Annotated in this window: 20 protein-coding genes; 13 read left to right on the top strand and 7 right to left on the bottom strand. The window is 44.9% G+C overall.

The window, feature by feature from the left end:
* The first annotated feature begins 6 nt into the window (after positions 1-6).
* Positions 7-660: a tRNA (guanosine(46)-N7)-methyltransferase TrmB gene (trmB, locus tag P0M28_RS01540; protein ID WP_302207650.1), complete on the top strand. Its 654-nt coding sequence runs from the start codon at positions 7-9 to the stop codon at positions 658-660.
* On the opposite strand, the gene P0M28_RS01535 is transcribed toward trmB, so the two are convergent.
* Positions 661-1,722 (bottom strand): helix-turn-helix transcriptional regulator, encoded by a 1,062-nt coding sequence (locus P0M28_RS01535; protein WP_302207649.1) that lies wholly within the window; start codon positions 1,720-1,722, stop codon positions 661-663.
* Between the two features lie 486 nt (positions 1,723-2,208).
* Here P0M28_RS01535 and P0M28_RS01530 point away from each other — a divergent pair, with 486 nt between their 5' ends.
* From P0M28_RS01530 to P0M28_RS01520, 3 genes are all read left to right on the top strand, one after another.
* Positions 2,209-2,943 carry a CPBP family intramembrane glutamic endopeptidase gene (locus P0M28_RS01530; RefSeq protein ID WP_302207647.1) on the top strand — a complete coding sequence of 245 codons (735 nt, stop codon included), beginning with the start codon at positions 2,209-2,211 and terminating at the stop codon, positions 2,941-2,943.
* A 3-nt stretch (positions 2,944-2,946) separates the two neighbouring features.
* Positions 2,947-3,765: an SDR family oxidoreductase gene (locus P0M28_RS01525; RefSeq protein ID WP_302207646.1), complete on the top strand. Its 819-nt coding sequence runs from the start codon at positions 2,947-2,949 to the stop codon at positions 3,763-3,765.
* A 222-nt stretch (positions 3,766-3,987) separates the two neighbouring features.
* Positions 3,988-4,743, top strand: a complete 756-nt coding sequence (locus P0M28_RS01520) for a PIG-L deacetylase family protein (RefSeq protein WP_302207644.1) — start codon at positions 3,988-3,990, stop codon at positions 4,741-4,743.
* Here P0M28_RS01520 and P0M28_RS01515 read toward each other — a convergent pair.
* The 3 genes from P0M28_RS01515 to P0M28_RS01505 all read right to left on the bottom strand — a co-directional run bounded on the left by P0M28_RS01515 (position 4,716) and on the right by P0M28_RS01505 (position 6,786).
* Positions 4,716-5,111 carry a hypothetical protein gene (locus tag P0M28_RS01515; RefSeq protein WP_302207643.1) on the bottom strand — a complete coding sequence of 132 codons (396 nt, stop codon included), beginning with the start codon at positions 5,109-5,111 and terminating at the stop codon, positions 4,716-4,718. The two genes, P0M28_RS01520 and P0M28_RS01515, sit on opposite strands and share 28 nt — an antisense overlap.
* The gene (locus P0M28_RS01510) at positions 5,095-5,466 is read right to left on the bottom strand and encodes a phage holin family protein (RefSeq protein ID WP_302207642.1); all 372 of its coding nucleotides are present in this window, start codon (positions 5,464-5,466) and stop codon (positions 5,095-5,097) included. Before P0M28_RS01510 ends, P0M28_RS01515 begins: the two co-directional genes overlap by 17 nt.
* Before the next feature lie 258 nt (positions 5,467-5,724).
* Positions 5,725-6,786 (bottom strand): DUF748 domain-containing protein, encoded by a 1,062-nt coding sequence (locus P0M28_RS01505; RefSeq protein WP_302207641.1) that lies wholly within the window; start codon positions 6,784-6,786, stop codon positions 5,725-5,727.
* Positions 6,787-6,936: 150 nt separating this feature from the next.
* On the opposite strand from P0M28_RS01505, the gene P0M28_RS01500 reads away from it, so the two are divergent.
* From P0M28_RS01500 to P0M28_RS01490, 3 genes are all read left to right on the top strand, one after another.
* Entirely contained in the window at positions 6,937-7,176 is a 240-nt protein-coding gene (locus P0M28_RS01500) for a hypothetical protein (RefSeq protein WP_302207640.1), read from the top strand.
* 66 nt (positions 7,177-7,242) lie between these two features.
* Entirely contained in the window at positions 7,243-8,586 is a 1,344-nt protein-coding gene (locus P0M28_RS01495) for a PQQ-dependent sugar dehydrogenase (RefSeq protein ID WP_302207639.1), read from the top strand.
* Between the two features lie 128 nt (positions 8,587-8,714).
* A complete protein-coding gene (locus P0M28_RS01490; protein WP_302207638.1) occupies positions 8,715-9,188 on the top strand; it encodes a c-type cytochrome in 474 nt (157 codons plus the stop codon).
* A 4-nt stretch (positions 9,189-9,192) separates the two neighbouring features.
* Here P0M28_RS01490 and P0M28_RS01485 read toward each other — a convergent pair whose 3' ends face one another.
* Entirely contained in the window at positions 9,193-9,528 is a 336-nt protein-coding gene (locus tag P0M28_RS01485; protein WP_302207637.1) for a cupin domain-containing protein, read from the bottom strand.
* Positions 9,529-10,079: 551 nt separating this feature from the next.
* On the opposite strand from P0M28_RS01485, the gene P0M28_RS01480 reads away from it, so the two are divergent.
* From P0M28_RS01480 to P0M28_RS01470, 3 genes are all read left to right on the top strand, one after another.
* Positions 10,080-11,654, top strand: coding sequence for a peptide MFS transporter (locus tag P0M28_RS01480; RefSeq protein WP_302207636.1), 1,575 nt, complete (start codon positions 10,080-10,082; stop codon positions 11,652-11,654).
* A 200-nt stretch (positions 11,655-11,854) separates the two neighbouring features.
* Positions 11,855-14,290, top strand: a complete 2,436-nt coding sequence (locus tag P0M28_RS01475; RefSeq protein ID WP_302207634.1) for a penicillin acylase family protein — start codon at positions 11,855-11,857, stop codon at positions 14,288-14,290.
* A gap of 3 nt (positions 14,291-14,293) precedes the next feature.
* Positions 14,294-14,668 (top strand): hypothetical protein, encoded by a 375-nt coding sequence (locus tag P0M28_RS01470; RefSeq protein WP_302207632.1) that lies wholly within the window; start codon positions 14,294-14,296, stop codon positions 14,666-14,668.
* A gap of 5 nt (positions 14,669-14,673) precedes the next feature.
* Here the strand turns inward: P0M28_RS01470 and P0M28_RS01465 are convergent, their stop codons facing one another.
* Together P0M28_RS01465 and P0M28_RS01460 are read right to left on the bottom strand one after the other, a co-directional pair.
* Positions 14,674-14,967, bottom strand: a complete 294-nt coding sequence (locus tag P0M28_RS01465) for a hypothetical protein (RefSeq protein ID WP_302207630.1) — start codon at positions 14,965-14,967, stop codon at positions 14,674-14,676.
* 338 nt (positions 14,968-15,305) lie between these two features.
* Entirely contained in the window at positions 15,306-16,151 is an 846-nt protein-coding gene (locus tag P0M28_RS01460) for a CvfB family protein (protein WP_302207629.1), read from the bottom strand.
* Between the two features lie 72 nt (positions 16,152-16,223).
* Here P0M28_RS01460 and P0M28_RS01455 point away from each other — a divergent pair, with 72 nt between their 5' ends.
* The 3 genes from P0M28_RS01455 to P0M28_RS01445 all read left to right on the top strand — a co-directional run bounded on the left by P0M28_RS01455 (position 16,224) and on the right by P0M28_RS01445 (position 18,229).
* A complete protein-coding gene (locus tag P0M28_RS01455; RefSeq protein WP_302207628.1) occupies positions 16,224-16,946 on the top strand; it encodes a tetratricopeptide repeat protein in 723 nt (240 codons plus the stop codon).
* A 2-nt stretch (positions 16,947-16,948) separates the two neighbouring features.
* Positions 16,949-17,125 (top strand): Lacal_2735 family protein, encoded by a 177-nt coding sequence (locus P0M28_RS01450; protein WP_302207627.1) that lies wholly within the window; start codon positions 16,949-16,951, stop codon positions 17,123-17,125.
* A gap of 159 nt (positions 17,126-17,284) precedes the next feature.
* Positions 17,285-18,229 carry a YihY/virulence factor BrkB family protein gene (locus P0M28_RS01445; protein WP_302207625.1) on the top strand — a complete coding sequence of 315 codons (945 nt, stop codon included), beginning with the start codon at positions 17,285-17,287 and terminating at the stop codon, positions 18,227-18,229.
* Positions 18,230-18,257: the final 28 nt, after the last annotated feature.

Here is an 18,257-nt window from a genome sequence, read left to right as displayed (position 1 = left end):
TAACCTATGCGTAGTAAATTAGCTCGGTTTGCCGAAAATGCCCAGCGAAAAAACGTAGTTGAGCCTGGCAAGCCAATATTCACCTCCATTCGGGGAAATTGGCATTCGTATTTTGAGAATGACCATCCTATTATTTTAGAACTGGGCTGTGGTCACGGCGAATATACGGTAGGGCTGGCCACACTTCACCACCAGAAGAACTTTATAGGCGTAGATGTAAAGGGAGCTAGAATATGGAAGGGGAGTCGCGATGCCGAAGTTCTTCAGCTTACCAATGCTGCTTTTTTGCGTATCAGAATACTGCAACTAACTGAAAGTTTTGCTGAGCAGGAAGTAGCCGGTATCTGGATTACTTTTCCTGACCCTCACCCAAAAGAAAAAGAAGAAAAAAGACGCCTTACCAGCCCTCGCTTTTTAGAAATGTACAAGCAGGTTATGCAACCCGGTAGCTGGGTTCACCTGAAAACAGACAATCTGGCTTTATACGAATATAGCCGGGAAGTGCTAAAAGAGAGAGAGGATGTTCACAACGTAATCTGTACCGACGACCTTTATCATTCTGACCTGTACGGCTTGGAGCAACAAATTGAAACCACCTACGAGCGGAAGTTTGCTCGTCGTGGTATTCCGATCAAGTACCTGCGGTTTCAGTTCCAGTGATTACACCTGCTCCGGTGGTGATTCTATTACTTCGTCAATGGGAACTTGGTGCTTAACATGCTTCATGTATTCCGAAGGCAACGCACCGTACCGTTCTTTGAACCGAGAAGCGAAGTAAGCGTAGTTGCGGTATCCCACCTTCTCAGCAATTTGCTTTACTGATAAATTACCACCTAATAGCAATTCTTTGGCTAGGGTCAGCTTGTGGTTTCTAACGAACTCATTGATCGTATAACCAAACACTTTTTTGAACCCCTGCTTTAGCTTCGTAGTATTTATCCCTACCTGCCGCGAGAGTTCGGGTATAGTGATATTCTCTTGAATATTTTCAACTAGAATATTTTTGGCTTCAACGATTAAAGCGAGATCCGATTTTCGCAGTAGTACCCGCTTACTTTGCGGGTTCAAATCGTCTACGTACTGGGTTACAATATGGGCGAATAAATCGAGGGAGCGAGACTCGAGCAAGCTTTTACGAGCCAGTCCTTTCAGGTCGTTGGTATGAATGTTACTGATAACATCAGCCAATATTATACTGTAAGCACTCTCGTAGGAGAATGGATCAATGGCATTAACATCGCGTAAGAGGTTTGCCAGATCATCAGGAAGGGTGGTAATGTCACATTCAATTTTGTTTAGATAGACCCGGCGATTAATTTCTAAGCTGGTGAATTGCACGTGCGTTTTTTTGGGAAATTCGTACAGATGATCGTAGGTTTCTGTGCTGGTACAAAAAGCAGTATGCAATTCCGGAATTTCGTGCTTTTCCTGATCTGGTTCAAAACTGTAGGTCATCTTTCCTTGCTGGCAAAACACTACGCGCAACGGATGAGATTCATCTAAAGAATAGCGAAAAGAGGTTTGTTCGTTAAATGTGCAATTGAATAATAGCAGACCTAAGCCGTCTTTAAAATTAATTCCTTTAATGTAGCCCTGACCGTATTGGGGTGGGATAACTAGGGTAGTCTCTTCGCAGAAGTACCGTATTTGGCGAGTCCCCAGTTGCTTGGCAATGGTTTTGATAACGGAATGAATGTCGGGGTCAGTGATAAGAATTTCCATGCTGGCAGTTAAAAAAAGTAGTATCGGTAAATTTAGCAGAATATACCTAATAAATGCAACAGCTTACGCGCTTGAAAGCAAATACGCCATTCCACTTTGCATAATGATCTTGAAGAGTTGAATGATTTAATTGGAGACCGGCCGCTGTGGGACAGCCCCTGTGGAATAGAGACCGGAGACCGGAGACCGGAGACCGGAGACCGGAATTTAAAATTGATTGTTGGTGGAACCAACCAGCGAATGAATAATGACTGATGAATCATGATTAATTGGCATGAGACACTGTGCAGTAGACAATGAGCAGTGGGTAAAGCTAACCCCCGTACATTAAACTACGCTAACACCATAACACCTGAACACTTCAACTTTCTAACCCGCACGACAGCTGCCTGTAACTTAATGCCCGTGGACTATTGACTACTAACCACTGCCCAATATGCACTCAATTTTCAATTGTTAGTTTTGCTGTTAACTTTGCAGCCTTCTATGATTCAAGAAGCACCATCGTTTAACTGGCACCCTGACTTTTTACCTTCGGTAGTATCTATTATGACACTAACGGTATGTTTTGTAACATTCTGGTTTTTGTCGGAGTCGACGGCTATCCACCAACGGCTTAGCACTCACCGCAACAAAGTATCGGCATCTATTGCTAAGGTCGTTTACCAGAAGGCCCTGGGGGCACTTTTACTGGGAGTGATCCCTTTCCTTATAGCCGTATTTTTTTTACGCTACTCAGTAGTGGAATATGGCCTAGGTTTTCAGAATACCGGCACTTCTATGCTGTGGATAAGCGGAATTGCTACTGTGGTTATTCCCCTCAATATTCGAGCGGCTCAACGACCTGAGAACCTAGACTACTACCCAATGATACGAGCCGAAAAATGGACATGGCGGTTGGTGCTGCTAAACGCCTTGGCTACCATTACCTACCTTTTTTCGTACGAAGTACTGTTTCGGGGTATCTTGCTAACTGCTTGCGTAGATACGCTAGGGGTGTGGCCAGGGATTGCCGTTAATGTAGCACTGTATTCTACTACCCATCTGCCTAAAGGACCAGCGGAAACTATCGGAGCAATACCTTTTGGGCTGCTGATGTGTTATATTACTCTAACCACTGGTACGATCTGGGTGGCTGTAGTAGCGCACGTTATTTTATCGCTTAGTAACGACTATCTGGCGGTTTATTATAATCCTAACATGCAATTCTCAAGGAAATAGCGAATGGCGAGAAGAACAGTGCAGGGAAAGGTTGCAGTCATTACTGGTTCAAGCATGGGAATTGGAAAAGCCACCGCCAAGTTACTGGCCAGTCAAGGAGCCAAGGTGGTGATTAACGGCCGAACCGAAAATCGCTTAGAACAAACTCGGCAGGAGCTTGAGCAGACTGGGTACGAAGTGCGAGCCGTAGTAGCTGATATTTCTACGCTGGAAGGGGCCTCTCGGCTGATTGCTGAAGCAATTAATCATTTTGGGCAAATCGATATACTCATTAACAACGCGGGTATGTCGTCCCGGGGGTATTTTGAAGAGATTGAGCCCGAAGTGCTAGAGCGAATGCTACAAATTAATGTAATGGGATGCCTACATCCTACAAAAGCGGCTTTACCTTACCTGGAGTCTACCAGCGGAAGCATTGTATTTGTATCTAGCGTAGCGGGCATCCGAGGATTACCAGAAACGGGTATTTATTGCGCTACTAAAATGGCTCTTACGGCGGTGGCCGAATCACTGAAAGTAGAGCTAAGCGATAAAAGTATTCACGTAGGCATTGTTTACGTTGGAATTACTGAAAACGATCCGGGCAAAAGGGTTATTGATAAAGATGGGTCGTACTTACTACTGAAAGATCGTAAACAGCGTAATACTCAAACACCCGAAGAGGTTGCCCGCGCCATTGTACGCATGGTGAAAAAGCGTCAGTTTAAAAAAATATTAACAGTACTTGGGAAGCTTAATGCGCTGGCTAACGTACTTTTTCCCCGATTAGTTGATTGGGTTCTGATCCGTTCGAAGGAGAGAATAAGAAGGTTAAATACTTGAAAATCAATACTTTTGTCATGGTGTATTCTTGAACAATACCATCGGAATTTTTCTACGCCATAAATTAGGTGTAATGTTTTACACTGATCTTTAGTAAAAAATAAAGAATATATTTCTACATTAAGTGCGAGGTTACCGTAGCCTCTAGCTTTTTTAGGGCGAATTTGCCCTCCTTTGGTAAGTCAGTTATTTGCAAAGCGTGCCCACTTAATTTTTTCCACTATGTTTGCTCATCAGAAAATCCTGCAAGGCGTTGCTAACGAAAGCTTGCTCTATCCGGCAGCGCAAGTATACGACTGGGGAAGCACTCTAGTTGTATCGCCTCACCCAACCGCTGATGTTTTAGGGTGTGGCGGAGCAATGGCACTACTTCGCCAGGTGGGATTTAGGGTGCGCGTTGTGTTTTTAGGTGATGGGCGAACGAATAATGCTCAAAACACCTCCGGTACAACGGAAATCACGATTTGTCAACGAATGGAAAGAGTGGGTATTAGTAGCCAGGCCGCTGTTTTTCTTAACCTGCGGGCGGGGTTCATTCCAGCGCAGAGCAAACCAGGTTACGATGAAGCAGTACGCCTCATACAAAACGAGTTAGAATACTTCCAGCCCGACACTATTTTACTACCATTTCTCAAGCAAGGCAACTCAGACGGGGAAGCTACTTGGCAGTTGGTTCGCCGAGCGGCTGGGCAAAGCTACTACCCAATTCGGATGGTTGAGTACTGCCCCTGGTCCGGGGCAGCTTCCGGTACCAGCGTAGTGGTTTCTGAAAACCAGCCCAAAACGTGGCGCCTGGATATTAAGGAAGTAATTGACCAGAAGGTGAGAGCTTTAGACGGACACTGGCAACCAGAATATGGGTTCCCGTGGCGAAACCCCCAGCAAGAGATGCTAGTACATCAAGCCAATCCTTGGGAAACCTACCGGGAGTACCCCAGCAGCGAAATACCCTACTCTGACTCGGGAATGGGAGGGTAGTCGGGCTGACCGTCAGAAACTTCTTCAACTTCCACGGAAGGGGGCGGGTAGGATACACTATCGGGCGGAACCTCAAAATAATTCTGATACACCATGCGGTAAACTTTCGGTGCTACCACGGTGGCCGATAGTGCCCCTACAAATTTAACTAGACCGGGTACTTTTTTGCGGAATATTAATTCTTCTACCATGTAGGTGGCTCCAAAAATAGCGCAGGCCGTTAAGAACTTACCCTTCAAGTATTTAGGAACTAAGTCGTTGCGAAGGTCTACCAAATCACTGCCCAACTTCTTTTCTAAATCGCGGGCTTGCTGTTGATACTCTTTCTTCACTCGCTCGTACTCTTCCTGGCTAGGCAATTGGCTCATTACTGGAGGGTTTTTTGGTATTAAATAGTTGGAAAAAAAGCTTGAGAATAGGCGTTTTAATTAGCCGATCTTTAAATATCCACAGCAGTATAAAAACGAGAATATAAAAGAAGGTGACAATTAAAAAACCTAAAAAAGTATTATTCAGCAATATGGCCAGCCCGTAGGCCACGGTGAAGCTGATAAATATGACAATAAATAGACCAATTAAGAAGAACACCAATCCTGCTACTATTACAAATGCTATGTCAGCCCCTTTTTTAGAGGCGATAGTAGAGATTAGTCTGCGTTGTACAACAACATAGTCTTTGGCGTCTTGGAGTAACTTTTCTAGCGGAGAGGTTGGGTAGCTCATGAAACAAACAAAGAAAAAAGTAGAATGAAAAATGACGATTAGGCCATTAAAAATTATAGGATCGCTAAAATACAACATTGCCGTCGCCTACCCAAGTACTTAGCAAAACAGAGTGGCGTAGATAGGCTTTTGGGTTGGTTACCAGTAACAGAATTGCAGTAGTGTACGGTGAATAACTTTTCCTAGATTTGTTACCCAGAGAAACAGGCATGAAAGACATAGTTTAGCAGATATTCATACCATGCACCGCGCGCTCAGCTAACGGGCAACACTTTCAAAATTCTTTTCGATAGCGTCGATAAACGCATTACGAAAGATGTTCCAAACGGTGACCGGAACATCCGGGCTAGGGCTTTCCAATGAACCTTCTATCGGAACTTCAGTAGCAATTTGATCTTTTTTCTGATTCTCAAACGCTTCTGCGCCTAGTCCGGCAATTGCTTCCCATGCTTTCTGAAAGAAACCGCTATCGTCTTGTTTTATATCCTCCCGGAGGTCAAACACATCTAGGTTCTCAAAAAAGGGTTTGATGTAACCGCTTATCTGCTGGTTCTCTACGGTCATCTCGGTAACTATTTCAAACGTACCTTCTTGTACGTCAAAATTAGCGTAGGCTTTAATAAAATCATTCAGCTTCGTAAGATCAACATCCTCTAGCCTGATGTCGGCCTTAAACTCTGGAATATTTTTTAGCAAATTCATTTGTAGGTCGGCATTAAGTGTGCCATTGCCTACCGTAACGGCGTTTGCCTGTAGTGAGGACGGAAACTGCTGGCTGCTATCAGCTACATTGCTAATATTTTCGGCCAGCAGGTATAACTCCCGAAAGTAGGCATCTACTTTTGGGTCAACCGATGGGTCTTTATAAGATATATCGCCATTCTTAATTTCAAACCGATTAATCGTGAGGGGAATTAATTCTTGAACTTGCTGTACCCAATCTACATCGCTTCCGGTTTGCTCTTGAGCACTATCTCCTTCCACAGTGGGGGTAACAATCATAGTAACGGTGGGATGAGATAAAATTACTTCGCCCACCACTCTTCCGTCGAACAGCGCGCCCCATTCTACTGAAAGATCGATAGTATCTATTTGTAAAAACGGGTCGGATGCCTCGCTATTTCGCTTTACTAACTCCAAACCCTTCACCTGATAGGCTCCTCGATACAAATGAATATCAATATCGCTGACCTGACCCGTATATTCTTCTAGGCTACTTAGTTGCTGGTTGACGTACCGCTCTACAAAGGGTTCTAGTAAAAAATGTAGTAAGATAAATACTCCAATGATAATTGCTAAAGCAATGCCTGCCTTCTTCATAAAAGTTTAAAAAATTGGTGTATCAGCGTAACTAACATCAGATGGGTATGTTTGGCAGCAGATCTATAATTCCCCCGATTTAAGTGGATAGGAGAACAATCAATGCTAACTGTAGTTTTATATTATATTGTTAACCCATACTTTTTCTTTATGTATATGACATTGATTTTTGCTCTTTTATTATTTTTTCAGGAAGCAGGAAATGCCACTGATGAGGGTGTGCCCTACACCCCGCAGGAAGGGTTTGGTGGACCTTTGCTTTGGATAGCAGCGGCGGCGGTACTAGTTATCGTTGCGTTTGTTGTAATCCGGGTGTTTAGGAGAATGCAGCGTTCGCGAAATTTGGAGAGAATGGCCGAAGATGCCAATAGTGATAACAAAACTTTATGATAATCCGATACTGAATAAATCAGTACTACCAAAATGCCTTCAATAAACCAGTCAATCTTTGTAATTATGAATGTACGCGTGCTACCTATGCTCTGCACCTGTTCGGTGACGGGGCTTTTGTTGTTTACTGCCTGTGATAGTTCAACATCTCAGGAACCTGCGGAAGAAGCTCCTTCGCACTTAACGGCTGATACCGATAATGGCTCTATTACACTGTCTAATGGCTTTGGAGCGTATGTGGTAGCTGATAATGTAGGAAAAGCCCGCCACATTGTTGTTCGTGACAATGGTGATATCTACGTAAAACTGAGAGAGGCTGAGAATGGTGGGGGCATTTTAGCCCTGCGCGATACCAATGGTGACGGACGAGCCGATACAAAGGAGTATTTTATTGAGTACGGTGGAACCGGAATAGATATTTACGAGAACTACCTCTACTATTCATCCGACTCAGTAATCTACCGAGTTGCGCTAGATGCTAGTGAACTAGTGCCTACGGCTGAGCCGGAAGTAGTAGTGCAAGGGTTCCCCATCCAGAACCAGCACGCGGTAAAACCTTTTACCTTTGATGGTGCGGGCAATATGTACGTTAATATAGGAGCACCTTCTAACGCCTGTCAAGAACAACTGCGTACCCCAAAATCACCCGGACAAGACCCGTGTCCGCAACTGGATCGTCAGGCAGGAATTTGGAAATTTTCGGCTACTGAGCTAAATCAAACCCAAGAAGAACATGGTGAGCGTTACGCTACGGGCATTCGGAATGCCGTAGCCCTAGACTGGAATAAGCCAGCAAATAGCTTGTACGCTTTACAGCACGGGCGCGATCAGTTAAGCAACTTGTGGTCAGAATACTACGATTCGCTACAAAGTGCCGAACTACCGGCCGAAGAATTTCTGAAAGTGAGCGAAGGTGCTGACTTTGGCTGGCCGTTTTGCTACTACGATCCTCAAAAAAATCAGAAGGTGCTGGCTCCGGAGTACGGTGGCAATGGCGAAGAAACTGGGCGTTGTGCCGATAAGGAAGATCCTATCATGGCTTTTCCTGCCCATTGGGCTCCGAACGATTTAATTTTCTACAATAGCGATATGTTTCCCGAGAAGTATCGATCCGGTGCCTTTATCGCCTTTCATGGTTCCTGGAACCGGGCTCCGCTACCGCAGAAAGGCTACAATATTGCGTTTGTTCCCTTTGGCACCGACGGAATGCCTAGTGGTGACTTCGAACGATTTGCCGATGAGTTTGCTGGATCAGGTGGCGAGATTGCCAGTCCGGGCGATGCCGAATTTCGACCGACAGGTTTGGCCGTAGGGTCAGATGGGTCGCTCTACATTACTGATGACCAAAAAGGAAGAATCTGGCGAGTATTTTACCAAGCCGAAGCGGATAAAGTGGCTCTGGCCGAGTAGGTGAGGTAGTTTAGTAAACTCTTTTGTGTGACAGAAAGCTAATGCATAAGCGCTACTACTTGGTAGGCACTCGGCTTTTTTATACTTTTATCGCTGGCAAAAATTTTCTGTCCATAAAATTCATAATCTTGAAAAACCTAGCAATTTTCTTTACCCTTGGCTGGCTTCTCTTCGCCTGTTCCGGAGGTACTCAAACTGAACAATCTTCTGAATCTGTTGCCGAGCCAGAACCCGAAAAAATGTCGGCTGAAGCACTTAAGCTCATGGCTGTTGGTAACAAAGTGTACGGTCAGTACTGTATTGCTTGCCATCAAACTGACGGCAAAGGCGTGCCCGGTGCGTTTCCAACATTGGTGCAAACCGAGTGGGTGAACGGCGATAATACGCGGTTGATTTCGGTAGTGCTCAATGGACTGCAAGGAGAAATTACGGTTAATGGCGAAACCTACAATGGGGTGATGACCCCGCATGGCTTTTTAACCGATGAAGAAGTAGCCGGAGTGCTAACGTATGTACGCCAGTCGTTTGGTAATGATGCTAAGCCTATTTCAGCAGAAGAAGTCGCCGAAGTCCGGGCTAGCAATACTGAAGCAGGGACTTAAAGCACTAAAGAAAATCTTCCCGGATGGGACTGAAGCTATCTACCAACCGAGCGGTTTCTGACAGTAATTGAATGGCGTGCGGTTTGCCCGATGGTACGTAGAACAAGTCACCTGCTTGTAGTTCTACGGGTTCTTCTCCTTCCATCAGAAAGAGTATTTTCCCCGCTGCCAAATAGCAAGTCTGCTCGTGCGGATGACTATGATACGGATCAGGCTCGGCTTTGGGGCCACCACTCAGGTCAAGCACTGCCGTCATCAATGAATCAGTGTGTACCAGCCGCCGCTGAATATCGTCATTCACTTGTTCGGGCTGAGTCGATTGGTATTTAAGTATGGGCATAACGAATAGATTGAAATATGAGTAGAGCGAAGGTAGATAATAAATAGGTCGGTATCAAAGCACCTAGCTTATCGCTTCCCACTCGGAAGGAAGATATTAAGTTACAAGTAACTGATAAGTCTCATACACCCAAAAATTAACAACGAATCATTGGTTTGTACCTTAAAGTATACTAATGAATACAATATTATAACTATCTGCTATTTAGTGCGTTACATACGTTGTATTAAAGTGATGCGTGAATATATAGTTGCTGTAACACCAAAACCGAAAATTTATGGTGGCACATACTTACTACTAAGCCGTTGGTTGTAACTACGTAGTGCTCAACAACAATTTTATAGCTCAAGCTACTTTCTAACACAACAGAAAACGTGCAGAAGAAGGGACAGTTGAATAAGTGCATAAGCTGGTCTGAAAGTGGTTCTAAAACAGTCAAAGTGGTTCTAAAACAGTCAGTGGGTAGGCAACCCTGTCGGTTTGTATTGATAATTTGTTTCAGTAGAAAATTGCTATTTTTAGGCATTAATCTAACTTGAAAATCAAACTACATGGCTGACACTGCCTCAGAAACTAACCCCCTTACTGCAACTCAAGAAACTTCTCCCCCCGAAGTGTTTGGACATCCCAAAGGGCTGTTTTATTTGTTTTTTGCTGAGCTTTGGGAGCGGTTCAGCTTCTACGGAATGCGGGCGTTGCTTACCCTCTACATGGTAGAGCAGGTGTTTGAGGCGTTATCCAATCGCGACACCATTTCGGCTATCGTATACTCTTCGTATGGTTCACTGGTGTACGCATCTCCTTTAATTGGTGGTAAGATAGCTGATGAGCTACTGGGCTACCGCAAATCAATTATGCTGGGAGGCATATTTATGGCCGTTGGCCACTTCGTGTTGGCTATTGAAAACAATGTTGCCTTCTTCTTGGCTTTAGCTTTCATTATTGTAGGAAATGGTTTTTTCAAACCTAACATCTCAACGTTTGTGGGAGCCCTGTACCCTCCGGGTGATACCCGCAAAGACTCTGGTTTCACTATCTTTCATATGGGAATTAATATTGGAGCTTTTCTTTCACCTATTCTTTGTGGGTGGCTGGGGGCAGCTTACGGTTGGCACTATGGTTTTGGTTTGGCGGGGGTAGGCATGTTAGTAGGAGTCATTGTTTTTCAGCAAGGAATTAATAAGGGGGTTTTTATGAATCATGGGTTACCGCCTGAACCTAAAAAATTGGAGCAGCAAAAGTTTGGCCTAAAGCTAGAATCTTTTGTATGGGTTCTTTCTTTGCTAGCCGTTCCTGTTATCGCTTTACTGCTGGCCTCCTATCAATATATTGCGGGCGGGGAAAGCTTTCTGGGAAAAACTACGGTTGTTAATCTCATCTTCTACGGACTTAGTATTTTCATCTTAGGGTACTTGGCTTACATTATGTCTCGCATTGAGGCCAAAGCCCGTAAGCAGTTGGCAGTAGCTATACTTCTTACGGTATTTATGACGTTGTTTTGGGGCTTCCACGAGCTTTCAGGCAATATCCTGACGCTGTTTTCGGCCCGCAATGTTACGTTAAATGTGTGGCCGTTCAATAATGCCGCTGCTACCAATGCGCTGAATCCATTATTTATCATTTTATTTGCTATTCCGGTTTCAGCTTTATGGGTGTGGTTATCCAAAAAACGTATTAACCCGCGCACACCCTATAAGTTTGCGATGGGTATTGCTTTTCTGGGGCTAGGATACTATATACTATTTTTAAGTGGTGGTTCGGCTAACGAACAGGGAATGGTGCCCTTTATCTTTCTAGTACTACTGTACCTTTGTATGTCGTTGGGGGAGCTATTTACCTATCCGGTGGGTTTGTCTAAAATTACTGATCTTTCTCCTCAAATTATTGTTGCTTTTATGATGGGGGTCTGGTTTCTATCCAATGCTTATGCCTTCCAAGTTGTGGGCTTTGTAGGGCAGCGATTAGCTATTGATGATTTAGCTTCAGGAGAGGAAGCTTCGCCACTGGAAACCTTGCAAATCTACACTGCCGGGTTTGAGTCTATTGCCTACGTATGCTTCGGCGGGGCGATAGTGGTACTCTTGCTGTCCCCTCTGCTAAACCGATGGATGGCAGAAGTACATTGAAAATGCGAAATATGAAATGCAAAAGTCTACGGTCGATAGTCTACAGTCTGCAAGTATCGGTGGACTATGAGCCATTTAGTTTTTAATCTGAGGGAACTTTTCTATTTTCGGACTTTGGTAATTTACTGCCTAAAATCGTATTCTTTTATGCTTAGCTGATCGTCTGGGGTACGCAGTTAGGCAAAGGGGTGATTGAATATATGAAAATCTTTGGATTCTTTTCTTCGCTACTTATTACGTTGGCTTTGACCATCGCCTTGAGCGTAAAGATCGGATCAGTACCTCCCTTAGGTTATTTTCTTGACCCATTCCACGGCTTCTGGCAGAATGCCGAACCGGAACAATTGTATATTGACCCTACGCTTTCAGCCTCAGTGCGCCAGCCGGTTTCGGTAGTTTACGACTCTCTGTTGATTCCGCATATCTTTGCCGAAAACGAGTATGATCTGTACTGGGCGCAAGGGTTTGTGCAAGCCTCGCATCGGCTGTGGCAAATGGAGTTTGTTACCCACGTGGCGGCGGGTAGGATTTCGGAGATCGTTGGGGAGCGTGCCCTGGAGTTCGATCGGGGGCAGCGTCGTAAGGGGTTGGCCTTTGCTGCCGAGAACTCCTGGCAGGCAGTTCAAAAGAATGATACGGTACGGCAGATAATAGAAGCCTACAGCGATGGTATAAACGCCTATATTGAAAGTCTCAAGTACCAAGATTATCCAGTTGAGTATAAGTTGCTGAACTATCGTCCCGAGCCTTGGCAACCAATAAAGACTGCGCTACTGCTAAAGTACATGGCCGATGATTTGGCGGGTAGCGACGAAGATGTGGAAAATACGAATGCCCTGAAACTATTCGGTAAAGAAAGCCTAGATCGTTATTTTCCAGTGTTTTTACCCGGTCGGGATCCTGTGATCCCTACGGAGCGTGATTGGGCCTTTGATGCGCTGCCGCTTGATACTCCCCAAATAACCTATTCGAACAATGCGCTGTATACTGAAACGATCGAGGAGCCTAATCCGGATAACGGTAGCAACAATTGGGCAGTAAGCGGCAGCAGAACCCGCTCTGGCTCTCCACTGCTAGCCAATGATCCGCACTTAGGATTGAATCTGCCCTCAATCTGGTACCTGGTTCAGCTAAAGGCTCCCGGAGTGAACGTATTTGGGGCCACGCTGCCTGGCTCTCCCGGAGTGGTTATCGGCTTTAATGATTCCATTGCCTGGGGAGTGACTAACGCTCGCCGAGATGTAAAAGATTGGTACAAAATTACGTTTACCAGCGAATCGCGCGACGAGTACGAATTTGGTTCACGACGGCTAAAAACCCAGCAGCGCATTGAAGAAATAAAAGTACGCGGATCTGATACATTTTACGATACGATCATTTACACCCACTACGGCCCGGTAGTGTACGATCAGCGTTTTCCCAAAGAGAGTTCCACATCAGCCCCGCGCGACTACGCCATGAAGTGGGTGGCTCACGACCCTTCAGAAGAAGTAGTGGCTTTCTACGAACTTAACCGCGCCCGTAATTACAACGACTACGTAAAAGCCCTCGACCATTATCGGAGCCCCGCCCAAAACTTTGTATTCGCTTCTACTTCGGGTGATATTGCCATGTGGGTGCAAGGGGCTTTTCCGGCTAAATGGCAGGGACAAGGACGGTATTTGATGGACGGAAGCCATCCGGAGCAGGAGTGGAAAGCCTTTATTCCGAAAGAACATAATGCCTACGTGCGAAACCCCGCGCGGGGATTTGTAAGTTCGGCAAACCAAATTCCAGCGGATACCACGTATCCGTACTATATTTACGATCATTCCTACGAACATTTTCGGAACCGTCGTATCAACGACCAATTGTCCCGAACTCGACGAGCTACCCCTCAGCAAATGATGGAATTACAAAATGATGTTTACAATCAAAAAGCATCGGATATACTTCCGTTAATGCTCGATAGTCTAGACTTATCGGCTCTATCTGCGGAAGGCAGGGATATGTACGATATTCTGCGACGCTGGAACTACCGGAATGCCGTGAGTCAAGCCGCGCCCGCTATCTTTCGGACTTGGTGGCGAGCGTTGCGAAAACACATATGGGATGAGTTTGCTGCGGAAGAAATTACGCTTGATGCGCCTTCCGATGCTGCTACAATCTATCTGATGAAACAGTTTCCTAACGACACAATTTTCGACTCTAAGCTTACTACCGCCCAGGAAAGTCTCAAAGATCTACTTCAGGAATCGTTCTTGGAAGCGCAGCAGAAAATTCAGGATTGGCAGGAAGTACATGGCACGGCAGTAAATTGGGGCGACTATAAATCAACAAGTATCCAGCATATGTTGCAGTTAGATCCATTTGGGGTGAGCAACGTACCTGTAGGCGGTGGGCGAAGCATTGTGAGTGCCAATAGTGAACGGCACGGGGCATCCTGGAAAATGGTTGTTGATTTAAGTGAATCGGTGAAGGCTTGGGGAGTGTATCCGGGCGGACAATCTGGGAATCCGGGTAGTTACTTTTATACGAATATGGTTGATACTTGGGCAAAAGGAGGATACTACCCAATGAAGTTTTACCAATATCCTGAGGATAATCCCACTTCAGTGTTAGCCCGCCAAACTATTCAGCCAAAGCCTACCGAATAGCCTATGAAGTTTGTAGTTAAAATTGTACTCATTGCCGGGCTGAGCTACATTGCTGAGCAGTTTCTTCCGTGGTGGTCGGTGGTGTTGTGTGCTTTTTTGGTCAACTTACTCATACCTACCAAGGGCTTTAATGCCTTTATAAGCGGCTTTTTGGGCGTAGGGATACTTTGGCTCGTTTTTGCTTGGATGATTGATAGCAGCACCGATAGTATATTAACCGATAAAATCGCCCAACTCTTTGAGCTAAATCAATCAGGTTTGGTAGTAGCAGCTACAGCGGCTATTGGCGGACTTTCCGGAGGGTTTGGGGCATTAACTGGAAGCCTGCTCCGTACTATCAATCAGAAGGAAGTTGCAAAGCCAGGGTACTATAAGTGAAAATGCTAGTTGCTAGCCACGGCTGGTTTCTCCTCTACATCTTGCGGTTGAGAAGACAGTGCCAAGGAAGGGTTACGCTTCAGTAGTTTATGATACTTTTCTATTAAGTAGTTTGCTCGGTCAATTGGTAAGGAAGAAACAATTCCGTTGCCGTTCCGGGCTCGGATAACTAATTCACCCTCAGTGTTGGCTCGTTGTACGGAATCTTCGTAGTGCTGACCAAAGTACAGAATGTACTCTTGCTCAGTTAAAAATACGAACCGCTTGATCTCAGTATGCGACGAATATTGTCTAATCATGGCTGGCAGTATGTGTAGTATTATAACGGGACTTCAAAATACTAAATGAATAAGCAAAAAGATAGTTATCGGAGGAATTTAACTCCCGCTGAGAAAAATATTAACCCTAAAATTGCAACAATAGCCGTTTGGAACCCACTGACCTCTACTTCAAAGATTGAGGCGGGTCCTTTTAGTACTACATAAACTGAAAATAACAGAATAGCGGTACCCATTAAGGTGAATAGAACGCCGAAAATTTGCTTAACTCCCATAGTATATTAGTGTCAGGTGCAATTATACACACTTCGGAGCTAAATAGTTATATCACGTGAGGGAATCTGCTGAAAAACAGTAGGTTATTCCGTTAGCCTGATTCCATTTATTCCCTCTAACTGAATCTTCCGTTCTTTGTACAAACCACCCACTGCTTTTTTAAATACTTTTTTACTCATACCCAGTTGTTCCTGTACTTCCTGAGCGGTGCTTTTATCGTGTAGGGATAGATGACCACCGGCTTCTTGTAATTTTTGGAGTACACTGAGTTTGGCTTGCTCGGTAGCATTACGACCTGCCGGAAAAGCAGTTACATCAATCTTACCGTCCTCCCGAATATTTTTAACATATACTGTCAGCGAATCGCCCCGCTCAAGTTCGGTAGCACTATTGCTGTAAAAGAGCAGCGAGTCGTACTGGTTATTGAGCACTACTTTGTAGCCCAAGTCAGTTGTATCATACACCAGTGCCAAGGTAGCCTGTTGTTCCTGTAGCTCAGAAGTATCTTTCCGAAAGAAAGGCTGAAGCTTAGACACGGCAATAAGTCGTTGAGTACGCTGATCTAGCGCAATACGCACTACTACCGTATCACCTTCATCTACCGGATATAACTGTTCTTTCTTCGGCAGTAACAGGTCTTTTTCCAACCCCCAATCCAGGAAAGCCCCAAAAGAGGTAGTCCCCACTACGGTAAGTGCCGCAAACTGATTTACTTCGGCAAGGGGCGTTTCGGTAGTAGCCACCAACCGATCTTCCGAATCAGTATAAATAAACACGCTTACGGCTTCCCCTATCTTCATTTTGGGGGTAACGTATTTCTTGGGCAATAAAATATCCTGGGCTCCCTCAGCAGTGGTTGCCTCCAGAAACAAACCGTGGGGACTATCGCGCAGAATAGTCAAATTATTAAATGTTCCGATACTTAACATACTGCAAAGTAAAACTAATTTTGATTTAACTGGTTCAATACTAGTACCATTAAAACTCTCCCATTATAGTCTATGAGTGCCGAGGATCACGCGAAGCAAGGATATCAGCAGTTACAGCAAGAAAATTATCAACAAGCCCTGGAGCATTTTCAGCGCGCTTTGGCTGAAGAAGATACGCACCCGGAAAGCTTGTACGGGGCAGCCCGAGCTAGCTTCAAGTTGCAGCGTTACGAAGAGTCTATCCGAACGTTTGACCGACTGATTAATTTGCTACCCAACAACGCTACTTACCTGAGCGAGCGGGGAGTAGCGTTACACTGGATGGGGAACAATCAGTTAGCGTTGGAAGACTTTGATCGGGCCGCTGAGCTAGAGCCAGAAAATCCGTATCGCTATTCTAGCCGGGCGTACATTAAAGATCGGCTGCGCGATTACCAAGGAGCCATTGACGATTACTCCCGAGCCATTGAGCTTGATCCGGAGGATGCCATTGCTTATAATAACCGAGGGCTAGTGGAGGAGAAGCTAGGCTACATTGAAAAAGCTAAGAAGAGTTATCAGCAAGCCGATCGGCTTGACCAACGTAGCAACGGAAAAGCAGATGTAACCACCGAGCGACCTACAATGGAAGCGTCTGAAAATCAAAAGTATATTAAGTCGCTAAGCGATCAGGCATCTTCCGACCCACCCGAGTGGAGAGGATATTGGTCAGAAATACGCGCAGTTTTTACTTCCCGAGAGCAGTTTCGGGATTTTATGCAGTTTGTACGTAACCCATTTCGTAAAATTCAGTAACTATGTTCGGATTATTTAAGAAAAAAGACCCATTGGAAAAATTGCAGGATAAATACCGTAAGCTGTTAGCTGAGTCGCACACACTATCGCAGCGCGACCGTCGGGCAGGTGATGAGAAAATGGCAGAGGCGGAAGAGGTAGCCAAAGAAATAGACCGCTTGAAGAGTGAAGGTGCATAAGCTTTTGGTAATAAGTAGTATTTTCGTTGAGATGTACTGTAGCATGATTGGATAGATAACCGCAACATGTGCTTGGCTGTGCTATTTCTGCTGACAGGTATCATAACCTTCTAATGAAGAAGTTGGTTAACTGAGAGTCGAGACTAATTTTTTAAGCTGATGAACCTACGAGAAAAAGGGAAAAGTCTCTTCTCAATTTTGAAGAAGACCTATCTAGAATGGATCTCTGACGATCCCTTCCGACAGAGTGCAGTTATTGCTTATTACTCCATCTTTTCGCTACCGGCTCTACTGATTATTATCATCAAAGTAGTAGGGCGAGTATTTGGGGAAGAAGATATTCGAAAAGAAATTACGGCTCAGATTAGTAGCACAGTGAGTGAGTCGGCGGCTCAACAAGTGCAAACTATGATTGATAATGTAAGTCAGCAAGGTGATTCTACCTTTGCTATTGCTGTAGGAATTGGTACGCTTCTGTTTGGGGCAACCGGAGTGTTTGTGCAGTTGCAGTTATCACTTAATAAAGTTTGGGAGGTAGAGGCGAAACCCGAATCAGGCATACTGAAGATTGCTCTGGATCGGGTGTTATCACTGGGCTTTATTCTGGGTGTTGGGTTTCTACTAATTGTTTCACTCGCGCTAACCGCCGGACTTCAGGCACTCGGAAATTTTATTCAGCAGTTTCTACCTGATTATTTGCTTTACATATTCCAGATAGCTGAAATACTACTGTCGTTGGGGGTAATTACTACGTTGTTTGCTATGATCTATAAGTTTCTGCCCGATGTAGATGTAGAGTGGCGGTCGGTGTGGGTGGGAGCGTCAGTAACAGCGTTACTATTTGTACTCGGTAAAATTGGTTTGGGAATTTATTTTGGCCAGACTGAGCCTGGTTCAGCCTTTGGGGCTGCCGGAGCGGTCATTCTCATTCTGTTATGGGTCAACTATTCGGCACTGATTTTTTTATTCGGAGCGGAGTTTACGCAAGTATACGCCCGGCGTAAAGGCCATAAATTTGAGCCTTCCGATCATGCCCGGTGGAGTGCCGAACGCCGATTGGCCGACTACAAGGAAGAGCATGGTATTGAAAAAGAAAATGCATAAAATAACTACTATCTGCCAGCACGTAGTC

Source organism: Tunicatimonas pelagia (assembly GCF_030506325.1).
GTDB lineage: Bacteria > Bacteroidota > Bacteroidia > Cytophagales > Cyclobacteriaceae > Tunicatimonas > Tunicatimonas pelagia.
Note: the sequence above shows the minus strand (reverse complement) of the source record. Positions and strands in the feature narration are given on the sequence as shown.

Coding starts and splice junctions, on each gene's coding strand:
- P0M28_RS01450 (WP_302207627.1), top strand. CDS start 16,949: ATGTTCGGATTATTTAAGAAAAAAGACCCATTGGAAAAATTGCAGGAT.
- P0M28_RS01480 (WP_302207636.1), top strand. CDS start 10,080: ATGGCTGACACTGCCTCAGAAACTAACCCCCTTACTGCAACTCAAGAA.
- P0M28_RS01485 (WP_302207637.1), bottom strand. CDS start 9,528: ATGCCCATACTTAAATACCAATCGACTCAGCCCGAACAAGTGAATGAC.
- P0M28_RS01505 (WP_302207641.1), bottom strand. CDS start 6,786: ATGAAGAAGGCAGGCATTGCTTTAGCAATTATCATTGGAGTATTTATC.
- P0M28_RS01470 (WP_302207632.1), top strand. CDS start 14,294: ATGAAGTTTGTAGTTAAAATTGTACTCATTGCCGGGCTGAGCTACATT.
- P0M28_RS01455 (WP_302207628.1), top strand. CDS start 16,224: ATGAGTGCCGAGGATCACGCGAAGCAAGGATATCAGCAGTTACAGCAA.
- P0M28_RS01520 (WP_302207644.1), top strand. CDS start 3,988: ATGTTTGCTCATCAGAAAATCCTGCAAGGCGTTGCTAACGAAAGCTTG.
- P0M28_RS01510 (WP_302207642.1), bottom strand. CDS start 5,466: ATGAGCTACCCAACCTCTCCGCTAGAAAAGTTACTCCAAGACGCCAAA.
- P0M28_RS01475 (WP_302207634.1), top strand. CDS start 11,855: ATGAAAATCTTTGGATTCTTTTCTTCGCTACTTATTACGTTGGCTTTG.
- P0M28_RS01465 (WP_302207630.1), bottom strand. CDS start 14,967: ATGATTAGACAATATTCGTCGCATACTGAGATCAAGCGGTTCGTATTT.
- P0M28_RS01460 (WP_302207629.1), bottom strand. CDS start 16,151: ATGTTAAGTATCGGAACATTTAATAATTTGACTATTCTGCGCGATAGT.
- trmB (WP_302207650.1), top strand. CDS start 7: ATGCGTAGTAAATTAGCTCGGTTTGCCGAAAATGCCCAGCGAAAAAAC.
- P0M28_RS01500 (WP_302207640.1), top strand. CDS start 6,937: ATGTATATGACATTGATTTTTGCTCTTTTATTATTTTTTCAGGAAGCA.
- P0M28_RS01530 (WP_302207647.1), top strand. CDS start 2,209: ATGATTCAAGAAGCACCATCGTTTAACTGGCACCCTGACTTTTTACCT.
- P0M28_RS01445 (WP_302207625.1), top strand. CDS start 17,285: ATGAACCTACGAGAAAAAGGGAAAAGTCTCTTCTCAATTTTGAAGAAG.
- P0M28_RS01535 (WP_302207649.1), bottom strand. CDS start 1,722: ATGGAAATTCTTATCACTGACCCCGACATTCATTCCGTTATCAAAACC.
- P0M28_RS01525 (WP_302207646.1), top strand. CDS start 2,947: ATGGCGAGAAGAACAGTGCAGGGAAAGGTTGCAGTCATTACTGGTTCA.
- P0M28_RS01515 (WP_302207643.1), bottom strand. CDS start 5,111: ATGAGCCAATTGCCTAGCCAGGAAGAGTACGAGCGAGTGAAGAAAGAG.
- P0M28_RS01495 (WP_302207639.1), top strand. CDS start 7,243: ATGAATGTACGCGTGCTACCTATGCTCTGCACCTGTTCGGTGACGGGG.